Below are 15,559 nucleotides of genomic sequence, written 5' to 3'. Positions count from 1 at the left end.
CCGACGGGGTGCGGACGCTGCGGTGGTGGCTCAGCGGGCGTCGACGCCCACGTAGTCCCGCTCGACGGCGCCCGTGTAGACCTGCCGCGGGCGGCCGATCTTGGTGGTCGGGTCGCTCATCATCTCGCGCCACTGCGCGATCCAGCCGGGCATCCGGCCGAGCGCGAAGAGCGGCGTGAACATCTGCTCCGAGAAGCCCATCGCCTTGTAGATGAGACCCGTGTAGAAGTCGACGTTCGGGTAGAGCTTGCGCTCGATGAAGTACTCGTCGCTGAGCGCGATCTCCTCGAGGTTCATCGCGAGGTCGAGCAGCGGGTCGTGCTTGCCGAGCTGCTGGAGCACGGCGTCGGCGCTCTTCTTCACGATGGCGGCGCGCGGGTCGTAGTTCTTGTAGACCCGGTGACCGAAGCCCATGAGGCGGACGCCCTGCTCCTTGTTCTTCACGCGCCGCATGAAGTCGGACGCGTCGCCACCCTGCGCCTGGATCTCGGTGAGCATCTTGAGCACGGCCTCGTTGGCACCGCCGTGCAGGGGGCCCGAGAGCGCGTTGATGCCGGCCGCGACCGACGCGTACAGGTTCGCGTGGCTCGACCCGACGATCCGGACGGTCGACGTCGAGCAGTTCTGCTCGTGGTCGGCGTGCAGGATGAGCAGCTTGTCCAGGGCGGCCACCGTCGTCGGGTCCGACTCGTACTGCTCGTAGGGCTTGGCGAACGTCATGCGGAGGAAGTCCTCGACGTAGCCGCGCGAGTAGTCCGGGTAGAGCAGGGGCTCCCCCACCGCCGTGCGGTGCAGGTAGGACGTGATGGTCCGGGTCTTCGCGAGGATCAGGACCGTGGCGAGCTCGACCGTCTCGGGGTCGAACGGGTCCAGCGACTCGGGGTAGAAGGTCGACAGCGCGTTGACGGCCGAGGACATCACCGCCATCGGGTGCGCGTTCCGCGGGAACGTCCCCATGAACGTCCGGAAGTCCTCGTGCACCAGCGTGTGGCGGTTGACCCGCTCGACGAACGCGTCGAGCTCGGTCGGCGACGGCAGCTCGCCGTGGATCAGCAGGTAGGCGACCTCGAGGAAGCTCGACCTCTGCGCGAGCTGCTCGATCGGGTAGCCGCGGTAGCGCAGGATCCCCTCGTCACCGTCGATGTAGGTGATCTCGGACTCGCACGACGCCGTGTTCATGAACCCGGGGTCCACCGTGACGACGCCCGTCTCCTTGAGCAGCGAGGAGACGACGATGCCGTCGTTGCCCTCGGTGGCGTTGATCCGCGGCAGCTCGAGGGCGGAGTCCCCGACGGTGAGCTTGGCGGAGGCCTTGACGGCGTCGGACATGCGGTTCCCTCCTGCGTCGCCCGGGCTGCGCCGATTCCTGCGGCCCGGGCACGACTGGTGTGGCTGCGACCGGAGTCGGTCGGACCTGACGGCCGTCGTCGGCCCGGCGTTACGGTACCCGCGCGGCGCGGGCGGGGACGAATCGGGACGGTCTCGATCCACCCGTCACGATGTGATAAGGCTCACATCAAAGCGTGGTCATACCGAGGCCACCCTACAGTCAAGCGCCGAGGAGCCGCGCGGCGCCCTCCGCGACGCGCTCGTCCGGTGCCGTGAGCGCGATCCGCACGTGCCCCGCCGCGGCGGCGCCGTAGAAGGCGCCGGGCGCCACCAGGATCCCGAGCTCGGCCAGGTCGGCCACCGTGCGCCAGCAGTCCTGCGGCGGGCCGGCGGGTCGCGCCCAGAGGTACAGGCCCGCCTCGGACCCGTCGACCTCGAGCCCCGCCGCGTCCAACGCCTCCCGGAGCCGTCGGCGGCGGGCACGGTAACGCTCGCGCTGGGAGTCGACGTGCGCGTCGTCGGCCAGCGCCACGGTCATGGCGGCCTGCACCGGGGCGGGCACGATCATCCCCATGTGCTTGCGCGCCTCGAGGAGCCGCGCCACGAGCCCCGGGTCGCCGGCGACGAATGCCGCGCGGTACCCCGCCAGGTTCGACTGCTTCGACAGCGAGTACACGGCCAGCAGCCCGGCGACGTCGCCCCCGGTGACGCGCGGGTCGAGCACGCTCGGGACTCCCGAGCCGGCCCAGGGCTCGTCCCACGCGAGCTCGGCGTAGCACTCGTCGGACGCGACGACCGCGCCGCGCGCCCGGGCCACGTGGACCACCTCGCGCAGCTGCTCGACCGAGCGGACCCGGCCGTCCGGGTTCCCGGGCGAGTTGACCCAGACCAGGCTCGGGTCGGCCCCCACCCACGCCGCGACGTCGTCCGCGGGCAGCGGCCGGGCCCCGGCGAGGCGCGCCCCGACGTCGTAGGTCGGGTAGGCCGTCTCGGGGTGCACGACGACGTCACCCGGCCCCAGCCCGAGCAGCGACGGCAGGAGCGCCACGAGCTCCTTGGAGCCCACGGTCGGCAGCACGGCGGCCGGGTCGAGGCCCACGACGCCGCGCCGCCGCGCGAACCAGTCGACGACCGCCTGGCGCAGCGCAGGCGTCCCGTGCGTCGTCGGGTAGCCCGGTGAGTCGGCGGCCGCCGCGAGCGCGGCCCGGACGACGGCGGGGGTCGGGTCCACGGGCGTCCCGACCGACAGGTCCACGATGCCGCGCGGGTGGGCGCGCGCGATGGCGGCGTAAGGGGTGAGCGTGTCCCAGGGGAAGTCAGGGAGGGCCCCGGTCAGCAGGCCCATCAGCCGGCGGTCGCCGTCCGGTGCACCGCCGCTATTCGCTGACGACCTGGAGCGGGAGCGTGGCGATGATGGGATGGTCCTTGGGGATCATGCCCATCTTGGCCGCCCCCCCGGGTGAGCCGAGGTCGTCGAAGAACTCGACGTTCGCCTTGTAGTACTCGCTCCACTGCTCCGGGACGTCGTCCTCGTAGTAGATGGCCTCCACGGGGCAGACCGGCTCGCACGCCCCGCAGTCGACGCACTCGTCGGGGTGGATGTACAGCGAGCGCTCGCCCTCGTAGATGCAGTCGACGGGACACTCCTCGATGCACGCCTTGTCCTTGACGTCCACGCAAGGCTGGGCGATCACATACGTCACGGTCGGTCCTCCTGAAGCCGTCGGGACGGGATACCTCGGTCGGCTGCTCGTCCTAGTATCCACCAGGTGGAGGCCATCCGTCGGACCCGGTCGTCGTGACCCCGCCCACGCGCGACGCCGCCGGCACGGCTCGCGGACCGGTCACCCGCCCCTGGCTGGCCTGGCCGGTGGGGGTGCGGGTCGTCGTGCGCCGCCGGCTCGCCGAGGGCGGCTACGCGGACGTGCTGGGCGAGCTGCTCAGGGCCGACGACGACGGCGTGGACGTCGCCACCCGCCGCGGCCCGGTCCGCGTCGACGCCGCGGACATCGCGCTCGGCAAGGTCGTCCCGCCGGCGGCGCCCCGGCGGCGCTAGCCCGCGCCGCCGCGTCGACGCTAGCCCTGCGTGGCCGGCGCCGGCGCCGGCGCCGGCGCGTCGCACACCACGGCGTTCTGCGGCTTGTACCGCGTCGTGCGGCTGGAGGTGTCCTGGAGCTCGCCGCCGAGGAAGAGCTTGCGCGTCACGGTCACGGTGAAGCCGGGGTTCCCGGCGCTCTGCGGCGCGCAGGTCGGCGAGGTCGAGCGCACCGTGGTGGGTGCCACGACGTTCGACCGCCCGCTGGTGGTCGACTCGACCGTCCAGTACTTGGTGCCCCAGAGCCGCACGTAGAGCCGACCGTCCGCGACCCAGCTCTGGACCAGGGCGCCGTACGGACTGGTGTTCTTCCACTTGAGGTCGATCGACCCGGTGTAGAGGGTCGCCTCGCGACCCTCCGGGTAGCGGGCGAACCACTCGGAGTGCGGCGTGTGCTCGACGTCCTCGAACCCGGCGAAGTAGGCGGTGTTGAACACGGTGGTCGACAGCTGGGAGAGCCCGCCGCCCACGCCCTTCACGTGCTCGCCGTTGACGATGACGTTGCCCTCGCTGAACCCGGCCGCCGCGGTCACGGGGCCGAGCGACTCGGTCAGGCTGAACGTGTCGCCCGGCTCGACGAGAACCCCCGTGATCTTGGCCGCACCGATCCGCAGGTTCTCGGTGCGCAGCGGCTCGTTGGTCAACGGGGTGGAGAACTCGGAGACCACCTCGGTGATGCCGAGGGCCTGGAGCTTCTCGGTCGACTGCACGGGGTCGGTCGGCACGAGCTCGACGCGTGCGGTCCGGTCGTCGCCCGTGCCGGCCGCCGCGACGGCCGCGACGAGGGCCGCCGGGTCGATCGTCGTGCCTGCGGCTCCGGGCACGACGACCGGGGCGCCGTCGACGAACTCGAACCGGGCGTCGGCCGACGGCGTGAGGAGGTTCGTCGTGCGCTTGACGACCTCCTCGACGAGCGCCGGCCCGTCGAGCTCGAGCACGAGGTCCGAGTCCTGCGGGGTGAAGCTCGCGAACGAGGTCACCACCTCGGCCGGGAGCTCGACGGTCTGGTCGGCCACGGCGACGGCGATCGGGGCACGCGCGAGCGGCTGCGCGACCGCGCTCAGGGCGCGGTCGGTCTCCTCCTGCGTGATGTCGGGCTCGACGACGCGCGTCGGCAGCTCGAGCGGGCGGGACCCGGTGAGCCACGAGGTGCGCAGGACGTCGGCCGCGCCCTCGGTGTCGAGCTCCGAGCCGTCGACCGCGGGTGTCCCGTGCGGGGCGCCGTCGGCGAAGACGACCTCGCCGTTGACCGGCGCGGTCGCGAGGCTGCTGTCGAGCTCGGCGACGGCTGCGTCCAGCGCCTCGTCGTCGACCGACGTCACGGCTGGGGCTTCCGCGACACCGAACACCTGACCCCAGAGCCGACCGGGCTGCAGGTCGAAGCCCGTGAGCCGGTCGACGGTCGCCTCCGCGTCGAGGGCGAGCCCGGCGTCCTCCGGCCGGATCACCGTGCTCTGGGCGCCCGCGACCACCGGGAGCGGCTCGCCCACGAGGGGGGACAGCTCCGACTCGAGCTGCGCGATCGCGGCGTCGGCGTCCTGCCCGCCGATGTCGACGCCCGCCACCGTCGCACCGCGCGGGACACGGTCGGCGAGCGCCCACGACGCACCGACGTAGGCGCCGGCGAGCACCACCACGATCGCCAGGGTGGTGAGGAGCGGGCGCAGCCACCGACGCCGCCGGTCGTCGTCCTCGAAGACGTCGAGCGGCGACCCGCCCCGCAGGTCGTGACCGTCGTCCGGGTCGGTGTCCCGCGAGGCGACGGGCGGCAGGGACGCGGTGCGGGCAGCCGCTGCGGTCGAGGTGCGGACGGGCACGCCCGGGGCGGGCGCCGCAGCCGAGGGCGCGGGCTCGGCCGGCGGGGGTGGCGTCGGGAGGTCGTCGCGGCGGGCCGGGACGTCGTCGTGCCGAACCGGAGGCATGACCTCGGTCGTGTGGTCGTGCGATCGGGCAGCGGGCGAAGTGGCCGCGTCGTCGTCAGCGGGGCGGCTGCTGGGAGCGGCGTCCCCCGCGAGGTCGCTGCTCGGGGCCGGCGCGCCGTCGTGGCGCGGCTCGTCCGCAGGTCGCGCAGCGTCGTCAGCTGCTGCCTGCTGCTCTGCCACGGGCTCGGGCTCGGGCTCGGGCTCGCCTGCTGTCGTCTCGGCTGCGGCACCGTCCGCGGCGCCTTCGTCGTCCGTGCTCTCGTCGGCCACCGTCTCGTCAGCCGACGCCTCGTCCACCGGGGGCTCGGCGGCTCCGTCCGCGCCCCGATGACCCGTTCCGGCGTCTGCGTCGTGGCCGTTCTGGCCCTGGGTCGTGGGGCCGTCCGCGGGCAGCGCCGCGTCCACGGGCACGAGGGCGTCGTCGAGCACGTCGCCGTCGTGCTCGGTCTTCTCCACCATCTGCGAATCTCTCCACCGCTGCCGACACGCTGCGGGGTCCCCCGCGCGGGTGATTGTACGGTGCAGCACCCGCGGCTCCCGCGGGCGCGCTCAGCGAACCGGCCGGATTCGGCCACGCAGGTGAACGAGCCCGCCCCGCCCGGGTTCGCCCTGGCGGGCGGACAGCACCTCGCCGACGACGATGTCATGGTCCCCGGCGCGGTGGATCGTCGACGTCCGGCACTCGAACCACGCGGCGGCGTCGTCGACCAGCGCGGCGCCCGTGAGCGGCCCGAGCGTGTGCCGCACCCGCCCGAGCTGACCCACCGCGGGGCGGCCGGGGGACGCGAGCCAGTCGGCGGCCGGTGCGGCGGTGTCGGACAGCACGGTGAGCGCCCACCGGTCCACGTGGTCCAGCGCCTCACGGAACCGGGAGTCCTCGTGGACGCAGAAGAGCAGCAGCGGGGGGTCGAGCGACACCGAGGCCACCGCGCTCGCCGTCATCGCGTGCTGGACGCCGCGCCACTCGACCGCGACCACGGTGACGCCGGCGGCGAGCCGAGCGATCGCGGCCCGGAAGTCGTCGGGGTCCGCGAGGGCGGGCGTCGGGTCGGGGGTCACGCCGTCGGGCCCGCGCCCGGACGTGGGTCGAGCGGGGCGGTATCGAGCGGGAGGGTGCGCTCGTCGCGGAACCAACGGGCTGGCAGGAACGCGGCCACCGCGACCATGAGCATGCCGCCGACGATCCACGCGTACCCGACCGCCTGCCCGGCGGGGATGAGCACGTCGCCACCCGGGCCGGTGAGCGACAGGACCTGCACGACGACGACCCACGCGACGCCGTAGGCCGCGACGCCGAGGAGCCCCGCCCACGCGCGCGCGACGGCGCACGACGCGACCACGAGGGCGAGGCACAGGGCGACCCCGACGGGCGGGAGCGCGCGCTGCATGACCGTCCCGACGGCACCGACGAGCACGCCGAGCACGAGGGAGGCGGCGCACCGAGCGAGCAGCCCGGGCATGCGCGTCACCATGCCGGTCAGGGTACCGGGCGCACCCCGCCGGGCCAGACCACACGCGGGCCGGCGCGGGGTGCGCGAGACGCTGGTGCGCGAGAAGCGGGTGCGCGTCGGTACGCCTCGCTCGACAGCAGGGGCGCCAGCTCGTCGTTGCTCAGGGCGTAGCAGCCGACGACGACGGCCGCTCCCCCGGCATCCTCACCACCCCCCGCGCGCACCGTCGCGGCGCGGGCGTCATCGACCACCACCGAGCGGACCTGCGTCGCGTGCGCCTGGAGCGCCCCGACCACCCGGTCCAGCACCGCGGTGACGTCGACGACGAGATCGATCGCGCTGCGCGGCACGGCCACCGACGGCAACGGCCCTTCCGGGCGCGGGACGGTGAGCTCCCGGTGGGCCGCCAGCTCGGCGGCGACCGGCGCGAGCGCGGGCAGCCCCACTCGGCCGGAGCGCAGGTCCTCGGCGGCGACCGCGGCCCAGAGCACCTCGGCGGGCTCGTGCGGCGTGAGCCCGCCGAGCACCACGGACGGGTCGGCGGCCAGCTCGACGGCGCGGGTCGTCACCTCGTGCGCGCGCACGTGGTCGGGGTGCCCGTACCCGCCGCCCGGCTCGTAGGTCACGACGACGGCGGGTCGGCGCTCGCGGACGACCTGCGCGAGCCGGCCGGCGGCGTCGTCGAGCGGGACGCCCACGAAGGCGCCGTCGGGCAGGTCGTCGAGCCGGCCGGCGCGGCCGGGCGTCGCCCAGGCCATGCCCGAGTCCGAGAATTTCCCGGCGGCGGCGCCGACCTGACCACGGGACGTCCGCGTGGGCACCGCGTCCAGGAACACGTGGTCCGCGACGCCGAGGGCCCGCAGGGCCGCCGCGAGCTCTCCCTCACGACGGGCGGCCAGCGCGGGCCCGTCCCCCTCCAGGTGCGCGAGCTCGACGCCGATGACCTCGCCGAGCTCACCCCGCGTGCATGTCACGACCGTCACCGGCAGGCCGGCGGCCGCCCAGGTCGCGAGGAGGGCACCGGTCGCGAGGGTCTCGTCGTCCGGGTGCGCGTGAACCGCCAGGAGGCCGGAGGACACCGAGGACGCGGCGTCAGGCGCGCTTGGCCCGGGCGGTGGCGCGGGCGCGGTCCGACTGGTCGAGGATCACCTTGCGGATGCGGACCTTCTCGGGGGTCACCTCGACGCACTCGTCCTCGCGGGCGAACTCGAGCGACTCCTCGAGCGTGAGGTGCCGCGGAGGCGTCAGGTTCTCGAACGTGTCGCTGCTGGCAGCGCGCATGTTCGTGAGCTTCTTCTCCTTGGTGATGTTGACGTCCATGTCCTCGTTGCGGGAGTTCTCGCCGACGATCATGCCCTCGTAGACCTCCTGCGTCGGGTCGACGAAGAAGGAGCCGCGCTCCTGGAGGTTGATCATGGCGAACGGCGTCACGACGCCGGCACGGTCGGCCACGAGCGAGCCGTTGACGCGGGTCTCGATCGGGCCGGCCCACGGCTCGTAGCCCTCCGCGATCGACGCCGCGATCCCGGTGCCGCGCGTGTCCGTGAGGAACTGCGTCCGGAAGCCGATGAGGCCGCGCGACGGGATCTTGAACTCCATGCGGACCCAGCCGGTGCCGTGGTTGGCCATGGTCTCCATGCGGCCCTTGCGCGCAGCGAGGAGCTGGGTCACGTTGCCGAGGTACTCCTCGGGCACGTCGATCGTCATGCGCTCCATCGGCTCGTGCACCTTGCCGTCGATCACCTTGGTGACGACCTGCGGCTTGCCGACGGTGAGCTCGAAGCCCTCACGACGCATCTGCTCGACGAGGATCGCCAGGGCCAGCTCGCCGCGGCCCTGGACCTCCCACGCGTCCGGGCGCTCGGTCGGGAGCACGCGGAGCGAGACGTTGCCGATGAGCTCCTTGTCGAGCCGGTCCTTGACCTGCCGGGCGGTGACCTTGTGGCCCTTGCCGCCCTTGCCCGCGAGCGGGGACGTGTTGATCCCGATCGTCATGGAGATCGCGGGCTCGTCGACCGTGATGGGCGGCAGCGGGCGCGGGTCGTCGGGGTCGGTGAGGGTCTCGCCGATGGTGATCTCGGCGATGCCGGCCACGGCGACGATGTCGCCCGGGCCCGCGGACTCGGTGGGCACGCGGTCGAGCGCCTTGGTCTCGAGCAGCTCCGTGATGCGGACGTTCTGGAGCGAGCCGTCCGACCGCGCCCACGCGACCGTCTGGCCCTTGCGGATCGTGCCGTTGAAGACGCGCAGGAGCGCGAGGCGGCCGAGGAACGGCGAGGCGTCGAGGTTGGTGACGTGCGCCTGCAGCGGGGCGTCGGCGTCGTACGTGGGGGCCGGGATCTTCTCCAGGATCGTCGCGAACAGCGGCTCGAGGTTCTCGCTGTCCGGCAGCCGGCCGTCGGCCGGCTGGGTCAGCGACGCGCGACCCGCCTTCGCGGACGCGTAGACCACCGGGACGTCGAGGATCGCGTCGAGGTCGAGGTCCGGCACGTCCTCGTGCAGGTCGCTGGCGAGCCCGAGCAGCAGGTCGGTCGCCTCGGAGACCACCTCGGCGATCCGCGAGTCGGGCCGGTCCACCTTGTTGACGAGGAGCACGACCGGCAGCTTGGCCTCGAGCGCCTTGCGGAGCACGAACCGGGTCTGCGGCAGCGGGCCCTCGCTCGCGTCGACCAGCAGCACGACGCCGTCGACCATCGACAGGCCGCGCTCGACCTCACCGCCGAAGTCGGCGTGCCCGGGCGTGTCGATGACGTTGATCGTCACGCCGTCGGGCTCGCCCGCGGCAGTCGCCGCCGGCCCGTGGTACCGGACCGCGGTGTTCTTCGCGAGGATCGTGATCCCCTTCTCGCGCTCGAGGTCGCCCGAGTCCATCGAGCGCTCGTCGGCGTGGGCGTCGTGCGCGGCGAACGCGCCGGACTGCTTGAGCATCGCGTCGACGAGAGTCGTCTTGCCGTGGTCGACGTGGGCGACGATGGCGACGTTGCGCAGGTCGGAGCGCACAGACATGAAGAACTCATTTCGGAGATGGGGGGCGCGCCGTCGTGGGGCGCGACCTTCATCTTAACGGCATGTCGAGCCCGACCCGAGCCGGGCACGGGAACGGCCCCCGCGGCTGGACGCTGCGGGGGCCGGTCGTCGTGCGGGCGACGAGCGTCGTCAGGCCGTCAGGCCCTCCTCGGGCCCGGCGGGGACGACGTCGAGGTCGGCGCCCGGGATGGCCGCGAGCAGCTCTCGCGTGTACGGCTCGCGGGGGTTGTCGAACACCTCGTCCGTGGTGGACGCCTCGACGACCTTGCCGCTCTTCATGACGCACACCTGGTCGGCGATCTGGCGGACGACGGCGAGGTCGTGCGTGATGAACAGGTAGCTCAGCCCGAGCTCGGCCTGCAGGTCGTTGAGCAGCGTGAGGATCTGCGCCTGGACCAGCACGTCGAGGGCCGAGACGGCCTCGTCGCAGACGATCACCTCGGGCTCGAGCGCGAGCGCCCGGGCGATCGCGATGCGCTGCCGCTGGCCGCCCGAGAGCTCGTTCGGGTAGCGCCGCATGGTCGACTGCGGCAGCGCGACCATGTCCAGCAGCTCGCGGACCCGTGCCTCGCGCGACTTCTTGTCGCCGATCCGGTGCGTGCGCAGCGGCTCCTCGATCGTGCGGAAGATCGAGTACATCGGGTCGAGCGAGCCGTAGGGGTTCTGGAAGATGGGCTGCACGCGGCGACGGAACTCGAACAGCTTCCGCTTGTCGAGCGTGCCGAGGTCCACGCCGTCGAAGTAGATCGTGCCCTCGGTCGGCTCGAGCAGGTTGAGGATGACGTTCGCGACCGTCGACTTGCCCGAGCCCGACTCCCCGACGAGCGCCATCGTCGTCCCGCGCTTGATCGAGAACGACACGTCGTCGACGGCCTTGAACGCGGTCGAGGCCCCCGGCCGGCTGCCGCGGAGCTTGAAGACCTTGGTCAGGTTCTCGACGACGACGACGTCGTCCCGCTTGGCGCTGACGCCGTCGCCGTGCGTCGTCGCGAGCAGCTCGCTCGACTCGACGCCGCGCTCCTTGGCGCTCTGGATGCGGCGCGACGCGAGCGACGGCGCCGAGGCCACCAGCCGCTGCGTGTAGGGGTGGCGCGGTGCCGCGAGGATCTGCCGCGCCGGACCCGACTCGACGACCTTGCCGCGGTACATGACCACCAGGTGCTCGGCACGCTCGGCGGCGAGGCCCAGGTCGTGCGTGATGAACAGCACGGCCGTGCCGAGCTCCTCGGTGAGGCCCTGGAGGTGGTCGAGGATCTGTCGCTGGACCGTGACGTCGAGCGCCGACGTCGGCTCGTCGGCGATGAGCAGCTTGGGCCGTGCGGCGAGCCCGATCGCGATGAGCGCGCGCTGACGCATCCCGCCCGAGAACTCGTGCGGGTACTGCTTGGCCCGCCGCTCGGCGTCAGGGAGCCCTGCCTCGGCGAGGAGCTCCGCGACCCGGGCGTTGGCGGCCGCGCCCGAGGCGACGTTGTTCGCCTTGAGCGCCTCCTTCACCTGGAACCCGATCTTCCACACAGGGTTCAGGTTCGACATCGGGTCCTGGGGCACGAGGCCGATCTGACTGCCGCGCAGCCCGACGATCGTCTTCTTGTCGGCCGACGTGATCTCGGTGCCGTCGAACATGATCGAGCCGCCCGTGACCTTCCCGGTCCCCGGGAGCAGGTCGATGATCGCGTGCGCTGTCGTCGACTTGCCCGAGCCCGACTCGCCGACGATCGCGACCGTCTGGCCCGGATAGATGGTCAGGTCCGCCCCGCGCACCGCGGGCACCAGGCCGGTGGAGGTCGAGAACGAGACCTCGAGGTCACGGATCTGGAGCAGCGGCGTGTCGCCGTTCGGGCGTAGCGGGGCGCCGGTCGCCGTGCTCGAGGTCTGGGTCATCGCTTGCGCGCCTTCGGGTCGAGGGCGTCGCGCACGGCGTCGCCCATCATGATGAAGCTGAGCACCGTCAGCGCGAGCGCCCCGGCGGGGTAGAAGAGGATGGAGGGCTGGCTGCGGAGCGAGACCTGCGCCTTCGCGATGTCGGCGCCCCACGAGGTGATCTGGGGCGGCAGACCGATGCCCAGGAACGACAGTGTCGCCTCGGCCACGATGAAGATCCCCAGCGACACCGTGGCCGTCACGATGATCGGGGCAGCGGCATTCGGCATCACGTGCCGTATCAGCGTCATGACGCGAGAAGCGCCGAGTGCCTTGGCTGCCGTGATGAAGTCGGCGTTCTTGACACTCATCACCGCGCCACGGGTGATGCGGGCGATCTGCGGCCAGCCGAAGACACCGAGCACGAGGACGACGGTGGTGATGGTCTTGTTGTCGCGGAACATCTGCATCACGACGATCGCGGCGAGCACGAGCGGGATCGCGAAGAAGATGTCGGTGATGCGCGACAGCACCGAGTCGAACCATCCGCCGTAGAAGCCGGCGATCGCGCCGACGACGGCGCCGATGAGGACGACCGCGAGCGTGGTCAGCACGCCGACCGCCACGGACGCACGCGCACCGTAGACCGTGCGGGCGTAGATGTCGCAGCCCTGCCGATCGAAGCCGAACGGATGGCCGGCGGATGGCTCGCCGAGGCTGTTCCTCAGCTCGCAGAAGCGCGGCTCGACCGACGTGAACAGGCTCGGGAACGCTGCGACGGTGACGACGAGGAGGATCAGGGCAGCGGAGATCCAGAAGAGCGGACGACGGCGCAGGCTCCGCCAGGCGTCGGCCCACAGGCTGGCGGGTGCCGCCTCCTCGTCGACCGTGTCGACTGCGGCGAGCGGCGTGTCGTCGAGCGCCGCGAAGAAGTGCTCCTGGTGCTTGCGTGTCGAGACGGCGTCAGGCATAACGAATCCTCGGGTCCAAGAGCGCGTACAGCATGTCGACGAAGAGGTTCGCCACGATGTAGACGACGACGAGCACGGTGACGAGCGACACCACGGTGGGCGCCTGGCCCTGCTGGATCGCGCGGTACAGGGTGTTACCGACGCCCGGAATGTTAAAGATGCCCTCCGTCACGATGGCGCCGGCCATCAGGGCACCGAGGTCGGCACCGAGGTAGGTGACCACAGGGATGAGCGAGTTGCGCAGTACGTGCACGTTCACGACGCGGCTCCGCGACAGGCCCTTGGCGGTCGCGGTCCGTACGAAGTCGGCGGTCAGGTTCTCCGCGACGGAGGTCCGGGTGAGCCGCAGCACGTACGCGAAAGAGACCGCACCCAGCACGATCGCCGGCATCAGGAGCGTCCGGAAGGTCACATCACCGCCCACGGTGACCGGCAACCACTGGAGCTTCACACCGACGACGAACTGCAGGACGAAGCCGATCACGAAGATCGGCACGGCGATGACGACGAGGCTCACGAGGAGCGCGGTCGCGTCGAAGAGCTTCCCCTTGCGCAGGCCCGCGATGAGGCCGACCGTGATGCCGAGCACGGCCTCGAACGTGAGGGCCATGATGGAGAGCTGGAACGTCACCGGGAAGACCTCACCCATGACGTCGATGACCTCACGGCCCGAGAACGTCGTGCCGAAGTCCAGGGTGAGGATCCCCTTCAGGTACAGCAGGTACTGGACGAAGAACGGCTTGTCCAGGTTGTACTCCGCGCGAAGCTGCGCGGCGACCGCCTCGTTGAGGCCCCGGTCGCCACCGAGGGCCTGGATCGGATCACCAGGCAGAGCGAAGACCATGGCGTAGATGAGCAGGGTGGCTCCCAGGAACACGGGAACCATCTGCAAGAGCCTGCGCCCGACGTACCAGGCCATCAGGTCTCCTCCTCGTTGTGCGTGAGTCCGCCGGAGTTCTCACCCGACGGCGTGACTCTAGACCGCGTCCAGCATCGGTTCGACTTGCGGACATGGCTGGGGGTGGGGACCCGCAGGCCCCCACCCCCGGTCAGGGTCTCAGGTCAGCTCTTCGTGACCTGGTAGTACAGCGGCACGCTGTTCCAGCCGAACTCCACGTTGTCGACCGTCGTGGCGGAGCCACCGGTCACGTTGGAGTACCACAGCGGGATCGCCGGCAGGTCCTGGAACAGGACCTCCTGCGCCTGCTGGTAGAACGTGTTGGCCTCCTCGATCGACTGGGCGGCAGAGCCCTGCTTGATCAGGTCATCGAACTCCGGGTTGGAGTAGTCGCCGTCGTTGGAGCCCGCGTTTGTGCCGTAGAGCGGACCGAGGAAGTTGTACAGGCCCGGGTAGTCTGCCTGCCAGCCCGTACGGAAGGCCCCGGTGATCGTGCGGTTCGTGACGTCGTCGCGGAGTGCCTGGAAGGTCGGGTACGGCTTGCCCTCCGCCTGGATCCCCAGCGTGTTCTTGATGCTGTTCGTCACGGCGTCGACCCACGCCTGGTGCCCACCGTCGGTGTTGTAGCCGATGGTGAAGGTGCCCGTGAACGGCGCCATGGCGTCGGCCTCGGCCCAGAGCCTCTTCGCCTCGTCCGGGTTGTACGCGAGCACCTCGGAGCCCGAGACGTCCTCGGACCAGCCCGCGATGACGGGGGACGTGAAGTCCTTGGCCGGGGTACGCGTGCCCTGGAAGATCGCGTCCGTGATCTCCTGTCGGTTGATCGCCATCGAGATCGCCTGGCGGCGCAACGTGCCCTCCTCGCCCGAGAAGCGCTCGAGCGTCATCGGGATGGTGAACGACTGGAAGATCGCCGCCGGCTGGTTGACCGCGCGGTCGCCCAGTTCATCCTCGAAGGTCCCGAACGCGCTGTCCGGGACAGCGTCGAGGACGTCGAGCTGGTCGGCCAGCAGGTCGTTGTAGGCCGCGTCCTGCGTCTCGTAGAACTTCAGCGAGACGCCACCGTTCTGCGCGGTGCGGTCGCCCTGGTAGTCCGGGTTGGGCACGAGGTCGATGCCGATGTTGTGCTGCCAGGCGCCCTCGCCGTCGAGCATGTACGGGCCGTTCCCGATCGGGTTCTCCCCGAACGCCTCGATGTCCTCGAACGCGACCTCGGGCAGCGGGAAGTACGCCGAGTAACCGAGGCGCAGCGGGAAGTCGGCGGCGGGCTGCTTGAGCGCGACCGTGAAGGTCTTGTCGTCCACCACCTCGAGGCCCGTGAGCTCGGAGTCCTCGTCCCACGAGAAGCCCTCGATGTCCTCGAAGAAGTAGCTCGAGAGCTGGTCGTTGCTCAGCAGGGCGCCGTAGTTCCACGCGTCCACGAAGCTGCTCGCGGTGACGTCCGTGCCGTCGGTGAACGTCCAGCCGTCCTTGAGCGTGATGGTGTAGTTCTGCGAGTCCTCGGACTCGATGGACTCTGCCACCTCGTTCTGCGGGTTGCCCTGGGCGTCGTAGTTGACCAGGCCGGCGAAGATCAGGTCGAGGATCTTCCCGCCCCCGGTCTCGTTCGTGTTCGTCGGGATGAGCGGGTTCTGGGGCTCGCTGCTGTTCGCGGTGACGATCCCGGTCGACGGGCCCCCCGCGCTGCCCTGGGTGGTCTCGGTGTCGCCTGGCGTGCTGCTGCAGGCCGTCAGCACGAGCGCGCCGACGGTGAGCGAAGCAGCGAAGCCGGCGATGCGCCTGATCTTCAATGTTCCTCCTGAAAGGGGTGGCGGCTGGAGCCCCCGCCTCGGGCGGCCCGGTCCGGGCCCGCACGAACACCCACGTACCGCCATGGGATTGGTTCAGATTACAGACGCTCCGGCGAGGTCCTAGCCGCGCGCCGGTTCGATGTCGGATCGTTACACGATTGATACTGGTCGGTACATATCACCATCTGAGACACCTCGCTCGGCGAGGAGTCGAGC

The 15,559-nt window shown here is 71.4% G+C and carries 13 protein-coding genes; 1 reads left to right on the top strand and 12 read right to left on the bottom strand.

The features are described from left to right. Window positions 1-30 precede the first annotated feature (30 nt). From HIR71_RS06535 to fdxA, 3 genes are all read right to left on the bottom strand, one after another. Entirely contained in the window at window positions 31-1,329 is a 1,299-nt protein-coding gene (locus HIR71_RS06535) for a citrate synthase (RefSeq protein WP_169324253.1), read from the bottom strand. 220 nt (window positions 1,330-1,549) lie between these two features. Next, window positions 1,550-2,674 carry a succinyldiaminopimelate transaminase gene (dapC, locus tag HIR71_RS06530; protein WP_169324252.1) on the bottom strand — a complete coding sequence of 375 codons (1,125 nt, stop codon included), beginning with the start codon at window positions 2,672-2,674 and terminating at the stop codon, window positions 1,550-1,552. Window positions 2,675-2,705: 31 nt separating this feature from the next. Continuing rightward, entirely contained in the window at window positions 2,706-3,032 is a 327-nt protein-coding gene (gene fdxA / locus HIR71_RS06525; protein WP_169324251.1) for a ferredoxin, read from the bottom strand. Between the two features lie 95 nt (window positions 3,033-3,127). Here fdxA and HIR71_RS06520 point away from each other — a divergent pair, with 95 nt between their 5' ends. Continuing rightward, the gene (locus HIR71_RS06520) at window positions 3,128-3,385 is read left to right on the top strand and encodes a hypothetical protein (RefSeq protein WP_311836139.1); all 258 of its coding nucleotides are present in this window, start codon (window positions 3,128-3,130) and stop codon (window positions 3,383-3,385) included. 20 nt (window positions 3,386-3,405) lie between these two features. Here the strand turns inward: HIR71_RS06520 and HIR71_RS06515 are convergent, their stop codons facing one another. The 9 genes from HIR71_RS06515 to HIR71_RS06475 all read right to left on the bottom strand — a co-directional run bounded on the left by HIR71_RS06515 (window position 3,406) and on the right by HIR71_RS06475 (window position 15,343). Then, window positions 3,406-5,805, bottom strand: a complete 2,400-nt coding sequence (locus tag HIR71_RS06515; RefSeq protein WP_169324250.1) for a VanW family protein — start codon at window positions 5,803-5,805, stop codon at window positions 3,406-3,408. Window positions 5,806-5,895: 90 nt separating this feature from the next. Beyond that, complete coding sequence (locus tag HIR71_RS06510; RefSeq protein ID WP_169324249.1) at window positions 5,896-6,405, bottom strand: flavin reductase family protein; 510 nt, start codon at window positions 6,403-6,405, stop codon at window positions 5,896-5,898. Continuing rightward, window positions 6,402-6,818, bottom strand: coding sequence for a DUF6113 family protein (locus tag HIR71_RS06505; protein ID WP_169324248.1), 417 nt, complete (start codon window positions 6,816-6,818; stop codon window positions 6,402-6,404). Before HIR71_RS06505 ends, HIR71_RS06510 begins: the two co-directional genes overlap by 4 nt. Before the next feature lie 5 nt (window positions 6,819-6,823). After that, window positions 6,824-7,876 (bottom strand): PIG-L family deacetylase, encoded by a 1,053-nt coding sequence (locus HIR71_RS06500; RefSeq protein WP_169324247.1) that lies wholly within the window; start codon window positions 7,874-7,876, stop codon window positions 6,824-6,826. A 13-nt stretch (window positions 7,877-7,889) separates the two neighbouring features. Then, window positions 7,890-9,803: a translational GTPase TypA gene (gene typA / locus HIR71_RS06495; protein WP_169324246.1), complete on the bottom strand. Its 1,914-nt coding sequence runs from the start codon at window positions 9,801-9,803 to the stop codon at window positions 7,890-7,892. A gap of 150 nt (window positions 9,804-9,953) precedes the next feature. After that, on the bottom strand, window positions 9,954-11,705 hold the full coding sequence (locus HIR71_RS06490; RefSeq protein ID WP_169324245.1) for an ABC transporter ATP-binding protein: 1,752 nt from the start codon (window positions 11,703-11,705) through the stop codon (window positions 9,954-9,956). After that, window positions 11,702-12,655 (bottom strand): ABC transporter permease, encoded by a 954-nt coding sequence (locus tag HIR71_RS06485; RefSeq protein ID WP_169324244.1) that lies wholly within the window; start codon window positions 12,653-12,655, stop codon window positions 11,702-11,704. The genes HIR71_RS06490 and HIR71_RS06485 overlap by 4 nt, the downstream gene beginning before the upstream one ends. Continuing rightward, window positions 12,648-13,574 (bottom strand): ABC transporter permease, encoded by a 927-nt coding sequence (locus HIR71_RS06480; protein WP_169324243.1) that lies wholly within the window; start codon window positions 13,572-13,574, stop codon window positions 12,648-12,650. Before HIR71_RS06480 ends, HIR71_RS06485 begins: the two co-directional genes overlap by 8 nt. A 143-nt stretch (window positions 13,575-13,717) precedes the next feature. Then, a complete protein-coding gene (locus HIR71_RS06475; RefSeq protein ID WP_249051634.1) occupies window positions 13,718-15,343 on the bottom strand; it encodes a peptide ABC transporter substrate-binding protein in 1,626 nt (541 codons plus the stop codon). Window positions 15,344-15,559: the final 216 nt, after the last annotated feature.

Source organism: Cellulomonas fimi (assembly GCF_012952065.1).
Taxonomy (GTDB): domain Bacteria; phylum Actinomycetota; class Actinomycetes; order Actinomycetales; family Cellulomonadaceae; genus Pengzhenrongella; species Pengzhenrongella fimi_A.
This window is presented reverse-complemented; position numbering and strand designations above follow the sequence as displayed.

Bases quoted from the DNA above. Each gene is read 5' to 3' on its own strand.
- HIR71_RS06490 (WP_169324245.1), bottom strand. From the start codon at position 11,705: ATGACCCAGACCTCGAGCACGGCGACCGGCGCCCCGCTACGCCCGAAC.
- HIR71_RS06480 (WP_169324243.1), bottom strand. From the start codon at position 13,574: ATGGCCTGGTACGTCGGGCGCAGGCTCTTGCAGATGGTTCCCGTGTTC.
- dapC (WP_169324252.1), bottom strand. From the start codon at position 2,674: ATGGGCCTGCTGACCGGGGCCCTCCCTGACTTCCCCTGGGACACGCTC.
- HIR71_RS06485 (WP_169324244.1), bottom strand. From the start codon at position 12,655: ATGCCTGACGCCGTCTCGACACGCAAGCACCAGGAGCACTTCTTCGCG.
- typA (WP_169324246.1), bottom strand. From the start codon at position 9,803: ATGTCTGTGCGCTCCGACCTGCGCAACGTCGCCATCGTCGCCCACGTC.
- HIR71_RS06515 (WP_169324250.1), bottom strand. From the start codon at position 5,805: ATGGTGGAGAAGACCGAGCACGACGGCGACGTGCTCGACGACGCCCTC.
- HIR71_RS06535 (WP_169324253.1), bottom strand. From the start codon at position 1,329: ATGTCCGACGCCGTCAAGGCCTCCGCCAAGCTCACCGTCGGGGACTCC.
- HIR71_RS06505 (WP_169324248.1), bottom strand. From the start codon at position 6,818: ATGGTGACGCGCATGCCCGGGCTGCTCGCTCGGTGCGCCGCCTCCCTC.